This window comes from Pseudoalteromonas sp. SG43-5 (genome assembly GCF_014164345.1).
Lineage (GTDB): Bacteria > Pseudomonadota > Gammaproteobacteria > Enterobacterales > Alteromonadaceae > Pseudoalteromonas > Pseudoalteromonas distincta.
Genome location: NZ_JACJFA010000029.1, coordinates 22,033 through 28,392 on the forward strand (window position 1 = coordinate 22,033; position 6,360 = coordinate 28,392).

General features: G+C 38.5%; 6 protein-coding genes and 2 tRNA genes. 3 read left to right on the forward strand and 5 right to left on the reverse strand.

The genetic code is table 11. The features are described from left to right. Position 1: 1 nt before the first annotated feature. Positions 2-1,126 (forward strand): aminotransferase class V-fold PLP-dependent enzyme, encoded by a 1,125-nt coding sequence (locus H5161_RS18890; RefSeq protein WP_182769864.1) that lies wholly within the window; start codon positions 2-4, stop codon positions 1,124-1,126. Here H5161_RS18890 and H5161_RS18895 read toward each other — a convergent pair. The 4 genes from H5161_RS18895 to H5161_RS18910 form a co-directional block, all read right to left on the reverse strand. Continuing rightward, positions 1,110-1,598 (reverse strand): RNA-binding protein, encoded by a 489-nt coding sequence (locus H5161_RS18895; protein ID WP_024597153.1) that lies wholly within the window; start codon positions 1,596-1,598, stop codon positions 1,110-1,112. The genes H5161_RS18890 and H5161_RS18895 overlap by 17 nt on opposite strands. 307 nt (positions 1,599-1,905) lie before the next feature. Beyond that, a tRNA-Ser gene (locus H5161_RS18900) sits at positions 1,906-1,998 on the reverse strand. Positions 1,999-2,049: 51 nt separating this feature from the next. Beyond that, a tRNA-Ser gene (locus tag H5161_RS18905) sits at positions 2,050-2,140 on the reverse strand. 218 nt (positions 2,141-2,358) lie between these two features. Beyond that, a complete protein-coding gene (locus H5161_RS18910) occupies positions 2,359-2,499 on the reverse strand; it encodes a hypothetical protein (protein WP_164487637.1) in 141 nt (46 codons plus the stop codon). A 325-nt stretch (positions 2,500-2,824) separates the two neighbouring features. On the opposite strand from H5161_RS18910, the gene H5161_RS18915 reads away from it, so the two are divergent. After that, positions 2,825-3,694 carry a diacylglycerol kinase family protein gene (locus H5161_RS18915; protein ID WP_182712683.1) on the forward strand — a complete coding sequence of 290 codons (870 nt, stop codon included), beginning with the start codon at positions 2,825-2,827 and terminating at the stop codon, positions 3,692-3,694. Between the two features lie 37 nt (positions 3,695-3,731). Here the strand turns inward: H5161_RS18915 and H5161_RS18920 are convergent, their stop codons facing one another. Then, positions 3,732-4,661, reverse strand: coding sequence for a DMT family transporter (locus H5161_RS18920; protein ID WP_182696294.1), 930 nt, complete (start codon positions 4,659-4,661; stop codon positions 3,732-3,734). Between the two features lie 103 nt (positions 4,662-4,764). Here H5161_RS18920 and H5161_RS18925 point away from each other — a divergent pair, with 103 nt between their 5' ends. Further along, entirely contained in the window at positions 4,765-6,207 is a 1,443-nt protein-coding gene (locus H5161_RS18925; protein WP_182769865.1) for a PLP-dependent aminotransferase family protein, read from the forward strand. Positions 6,208-6,360 lie beyond the last annotated feature (153 nt).

Below are 6,360 nucleotides of genomic sequence, written 5' to 3' on the forward strand. Positions count from 1 at the left end.
TATGCTTAAAAATGATTTTTGTATGGCCGATGGCTGTTATTTATTAAACCACTCGGTAGGGCGTCCTCTTAAAAGTACACAGCAATATTTAGCACAGCACTACTTTTTACCGTGGGAGAGCTCAAATAAAGAACCTTGGCAACAATGGCTGCCCGCAGTTGAGCAATTTACTACCGCGCTTTGTAAGTTATTTAATGCGCCTAGTTCGCAGTTTTGTCCTCAGGTTAATTTATCAAGTGGCTTAACAAAATTGCTTATGTCGCATCCACGGCTACAGCAAAAAAATTGTAAAGTGCTTATGGCGCAAAGTGATTTTCCGAGTATGGGTTTTGCAATGCAAAAAGCGTTGCCAAAGTGCGCGCAAATCATATTTATACCTGAGCACGAAAACCTAACTGATATTAGTGTTTGGCAGCGTTATATAACCGCCGACATCGATTTAGTTTTTATAAGTCATGTATATTCAAATACAGGTGTACAGGCGCCTGTGTACGATATTGTAGCTATAAGTAAATTTACCAATAGTTTATCAATAGTTGATGTTGCTCAGTCAGCGGGTGTTATACCGCTTGATTTAAGCGTGCTCGATGCGGACTTTATGATTGGCTCGAGCGTTAAATGGTTATGTGGTGGCCCAGGTGCAGCTTATTTATGGGTTAACAAAAATCAAATAGAGTATTGTGAGCCTAAAGATGTGGGTTGGTTTTCGCATCAAAATCCATTTGAGTTCGATATTAACCACTTTGAATATAACGCCAGTGCGCTCAAGTTTTGGGGTGGCACCCCTTCTGTAGCGCCTTATATTATTGCCGCAAATAGTATTACCTACTTTGCAGAGCTAACAGCTCACAAGGTAAGGGTGCATAACTTAGCGATGCTTACGCTTATTCATGAGCAACTAAGCGAATATGTTGTATCACCTATGAGTGGTGATAAATGCAGCGGGACTGTTATTTTGTTTTTTAACAAGCAGCAAGACCATGTACTTAAAGCGCTTAATAAAGCGAAAGTCAGTGTAGATGCTCGCAAATTTGGAATACGAGTATCGCCACATATTTATAATACTCAAGAAGACGTTGCGCAATTTATTTCTATAGTAAAACGAGCGCTTAAGGGTTTTGGCTAAGCTGCTGCTTTCTTTGCTTTAATGACTCTATTTTTTGCTGCGTTTGACTAATTGATGCGTCGTAGGCTTGTTTTAATGAATTTGTTTTAGTTGCGATAGCATCAGCAATAGACGAAGCGCCTAAACGATTGGCCTTATCTTGGGTCATATAATCTATTTGTTGTTTTTTAGCTGCGTATTCTTTTTGGCTTTGTTCAATAGATAGCTCAAGGCGCTTTATTTCACGCTCTATTTGCTGAACCTCTAAGTAGTCATCAACAGAGGTATCGGTAATACCTTTACCGGGCGTAGAGCTTTTATATGCTTCAATTACATTTATATCTTTTAGAGTAATAACTTGTGCATCTTTAGCGCAAGGCGTTTGGCTAAAAGTAGGAACGCCCTTAATTACACACTTATACACTGTTGTACTTTGTGCCAAGGTAAAAAATGGTGCTGCCGCGCAAAATGATAGCAATATGAACCGGATCATAGCTAAACCTAAAAGTGGCTAAAGTTGTGTTAATAATGCCCTAAGTTATTACTAGGCACAATTTGTTTAGTTTTTATAAATTTTAGGCACAAAAAACCACAATCAAGTGGTTTAAATTACGTATGGTCCAGAGGGAGGGATAGACTTGCTTACATCCATGTAATCAATCGCTACGCGACGCTTGCAGCGGCCTAAAATATTCCAGACATTTTGTCGAACCATGTCGAGGGTTCTCACCCTCCCAATTTAGTATCGGTGTTAAATTTTAGGCACAAAAAAACCACAATTAAGTGGTTTAAATTAAGTATGGTGGAGAGGGAGGGATTCGAACCCTCGATAGAGCTACAAACTCTATACTCCCTTAGCAGGGGAGCTCCTTCGGCCACTCGGACACCTCTCCAACGCATAACCGGTTGTATTGATGGAATAAAAAAAGCCACCAATTAAAATATGGTGGAGAGATAGGGATTTGAACCCTAGATGGGCTATAAACCCATGCCGGTTTTCAAGACCGGTGCATTCGACCACTCTGCCATCTCTCCGTGACGCAGAATAATACTTAGGTGATACCGCTGTGTAAATAGCAAAATGACTGTTTGCCTAAAAAATATACGTAAATGAGGTTTTTTTTGTAAATAAGGGGAAATTAAGGCAATTTTTAATAAAATAAATAGGTTGCAGCAAACAATGGGAGCTAAATAAGTGACTTCATTTAGTGGTTGAGTGTTCGCTGCACCGAAAAATAATCATGGTTGGATGATTATTTATATTGAGCTGCACCGCTAAGTGCTAGTCTTTTACCAATCGTGTTAAGTTTAGCTAACATTCTTGCTTTACGGTTAGTTGGTTTAACGGCTACTTGCGCTACTGCTGTTTGATTTAATGTATTAATTGGTTTCATTATTTTGCTCCGGTCGTATCTGTTGAAATCGCGTGCATTTTGCACGTTGTTTGATTAAAAATACAACGATAAAAATTGAGCCTGAGGGATTAGTTAAACTAATCTGAATTGATTTTATTAATATGCGATTCAGTAAGTTGCATTACTGTTTTTGCATAGCTATTTATATGACGGTTGGTTTTAACCCCTTTGATGTTGGGGTTTTTGGTTTTTTAATTTATTTTTATGCATTTTATACAATGTTTTTTGATTATTTATTCAGATTAAAAAAATTTAATTAAACGTTTGTTATCTCACTCTAAAATACATTGCTGGAAACAAAAGCTTGTCACTACTTATAATTATTAAACCAAGTATCAAAAAACAGAGCCAAAAATCATTGGCATGGCTTAAAAATATCTGTAAAAAACGCAGCTTTTCTTATTGTATATTTACTACAACGGGAAGCTTTGACGATGACTGCGCTCAAATAAGGTTGTTACTGAGTAAATTTCCCAAAGTAGTTGCACTAGGTGGCGATGGTACATTGAACTTGGCGGTTAATGCACTAATAGGGAGCAGCTGTTCGTTAGCATTATTACCTTGCGGTACAGGTAACGATTTCTCCAGAGGGTTTAATTGCAAAGAAGATGATTGGCGAAAGGCATTATTTAATACACCGACAGCAATTGATATAGGAAAAATTAATAGCCGCTATTTTATTAATATTGCAGGGGTAGGATTTGATGCTCATGTGATTAAAACTATTAACGATAAAGCTAATTTTTCATCTTTTGATTACAGTTGGACGAGCATTAAAGAGCTATTTTATTATCAAGCTCAGCAGTTACAAGGTACGTTTAATAACGATGCTCGGCAGTATCAAAATTTAATTACTGTATTTGCTAATCATAAGTACTTTGGTGGCGGGCTAAAAATAGCGCCAAAAGCAGATTTAACTGATGGCCAGCTTGAGTGTTATCAAATGCGATCGGGTGGGCTTTTTTATAATGTAATAAGCTTTATTAAGTTATTTTTTAAGCGTCATGAGTATATAAAAAACCTTACCTATAGTCGCTTAAATACAGCTTCCATAAAAACTGAAGGGTTATTGATTGAAGCAGATGGTGAGCTGATAGGTAAAACTCCTGCAGTTGTTAGTGTGTATGGACAGGTCTTACTTTTTCATATGCCAATAAAAAAGCGCCTTCAGTAAAGTAGGCGCTTTTGCGTTAGTTGCGTTAATAACGCGTCTAACTGGGGACGGAGCCACTTTTAGCTATTGCTCTATTAGCTAAAAAGGCGTTAATTCGTTTTGTTGGGGTAAGCACAATGGCGTTACCTAATAGCACTAAGCTAAACCCTGCAAAGGTATTTGCGTGCCATTCAAAGCCTTCAAAAAAGCTACTCAGTGTTACTGCCACTAATGGGAATAAAACAATAACGTAGCTGGCTTTTTCAGGGCCTATATTTTTTAGTAGTGCAAAGTAACAACCAAAAGCGATTACTGTGCCAAATATTGATAAATAAAGTAATGATAACCAGTAGCTAGTTGGGGCGTTTAAACTAAATTGCACATCGTTCATTAATACATATAAAGCTAAGCCTATAGCACTATATAACATGCCCCATGCATTGCCCTGCAATACGCCAATTTGCTTACGAGAATTACGAACGCTTATCATGTTGCCCAATGAAGCCACAAAGGTGCCACCAAGGGCAAGTAGTAACCCGACCAATGCACCGTTACTTAAGTCGAACTGCTGTAACTGTGGCCAAAACAGACACGTAATACCTAATACAGCGAGTGCGGCACCGGTATAAATTCGTTTTGAGATAGGTTTACCAAAAAATAGTCGAGTGTTAACTATGTTCATAACCAGCAATAGTGAAAAGGCGATAGAGGTCATAGCGGAGGTTAAGTAATTTTGTGCCCAGTAAAGCATTAAGTAATTTAAGGCAAAATTACAAATAGCCAACAAAGCAAAAAAGCCATGATCGATTAATGAAAAGCGCATATCCGGTTTTTTGTACGCTACATATAACCACATTAAAAGTGCTGCAATAGCAAAGCGATAAAATAACGATAGCTCTACCGCAATATCACCTAGCTGAAATTCGATGGCTAACCAAGTAGAACCCCAAATTAAAACGGTTGTAATGTATAGCGCTGCACTTTTCATGGTTACTCTCCAAAGCCCGATTGAATGGCTATTTTAAGACCTGTCTGTATACTTACCATATACAGAAAAGTAAAAATGTAACCTATACAGATTTGGATGCGTGATGATAAGACAAAAAAATAGCCAGGGGCATGAGTTTCTATATCAGCAAGTTATTCAGTTGATCAGAGATATGAGCGCCCAGCAGGTTTTACTTCCTGGCGAAAAACTTCCATCACTGCGTAAAATGGCAGATAACTTAAACATTAGTATTCCGACAGTGAAGCAAGCTTATCAAACACTTGAAGATCAGGGGTTAGTAGAGGCACGTGAAAAATCAGGGTATTTTTTAAAAGTCGTTAGCATGGCGCATAATTTACCTAAGCGAGTTAAATTAAGTCGCGAACCTGTTGTGGTAAATAAACAAGCCTTAATAGAGCAGGTATACAGTGCGATTCATCAAGCTAATGTAGTTCCTTTTGGTATCGCTAATCCAATTGCTGCTGCACCCACCGATAAAGCACTCGCCAGAAACATGCGCCGTGTAATGACAATTGCGGGCAGTAAAGCTATTAACTATGGACCAACAGATGGGTTTGTACCGCTGAAAAAGCAATTGGTGCATCGCTATTTAGATTTTGGTATTGGCATAAATATGGACGAGCTTGTGATCACCAATGGTGCGCAAGAAGCCATGGCTATTGCACTTAAGTGTGTGACAAAGCCAGGCGATGTAGTTGCCATTGAGACGCCTTGCTATCACGGGATTATCGAGTTAATAGAAAGCCTAGGGCTTAAAGCGCTCGAAATACCACTGTGCCCAGATAATGGTATTTGGTTAAGTGATTTGGAACGCGCTTTAAATGAGCATGATATAAAAGCGTGTTTATTCTCGACTGCAATTAGTAACCCTGTGGGCAGCTTTATGCCTGATACAAACAGACAGCAGCTGGTGGAGCTACTTGAAAGTCATGACGTAGTGCTTATTGAAGATGACGTATATGGCGATTTATATTTTACGGCAAAACGAGGCACACCTGCTTTAGCGTACTCTAAAAAAGGATTAGTGATTAGTTGCTCATCTTTTTCTAAAACGGCAGCGCCGAGCTATCGTGTAGGTTGGTTAGTTGCGGGTAAATTTGCAACGCAAGCAAGGCGATATAAAAGAGCACTAAGTTGCTCTGCTTCGTTAATAAACCAATGGACGTTATCTGAATTTATTGCCAGCGGCGAGTACGACCGAAATTTAAAAATACTTAGGCAACGCCTGCGCGATAACAAAGAGCGTATGCGATGGTGCTTACAACAAGCTATGCCAAAAAATACACGTATAAGCGATCCAAAAGGAGGCTGCGTTATGTGGCTAGATTTAGGAGGCGAGTACGATAGCCAAACATTGTTTTTACTTGCGCTTGAGGTTGGTATTAGTATTACCCCTGGGCTTGTTTTTTCGGCCTCTAATAAATATAAAAGCTGCGTAAGATTAAGTTATGGTGTGCAATGGAACGCGCAAATTGAGCAAGCAATAGTTACATTGGGTAAGCTTACTTTATTAGCTAAAAAGTAATACCAATCTGCTTATATATGGGGTCTATTTAACGTTAAGAAAATTACGCTAGAACTAGGCAAAAGTTTTTGTATCTAGTTGTTCTAAATAAAAAATTTTTAACGACGTTATAGTGCAATTTAATTCGTTAAATTGATCAAAGATTTATGCAGG

Coding starts and splice junctions, on each gene's coding strand:
- H5161_RS18895 (WP_024597153.1), bottom strand. CDS start 1,598: ATGATCCGGTTCATATTGCTATCATTTTGCGCGGCAGCACCATTTTTT.
- H5161_RS18890 (WP_182769864.1), top strand. CDS start 2: ATGCTTAAAAATGATTTTTGTATGGCCGATGGCTGTTATTTATTAAAC.
- H5161_RS18925 (WP_182769865.1), top strand. CDS start 4,765: ATGATAAGACAAAAAAATAGCCAGGGGCATGAGTTTCTATATCAGCAA.
- H5161_RS18910 (WP_164487637.1), bottom strand. CDS start 2,499: ATGAAACCAATTAATACATTAAATCAAACAGCAGTAGCGCAAGTAGCC.
- H5161_RS18920 (WP_182696294.1), bottom strand. CDS start 4,661: ATGAAAAGTGCAGCGCTATACATTACAACCGTTTTAATTTGGGGTTCT.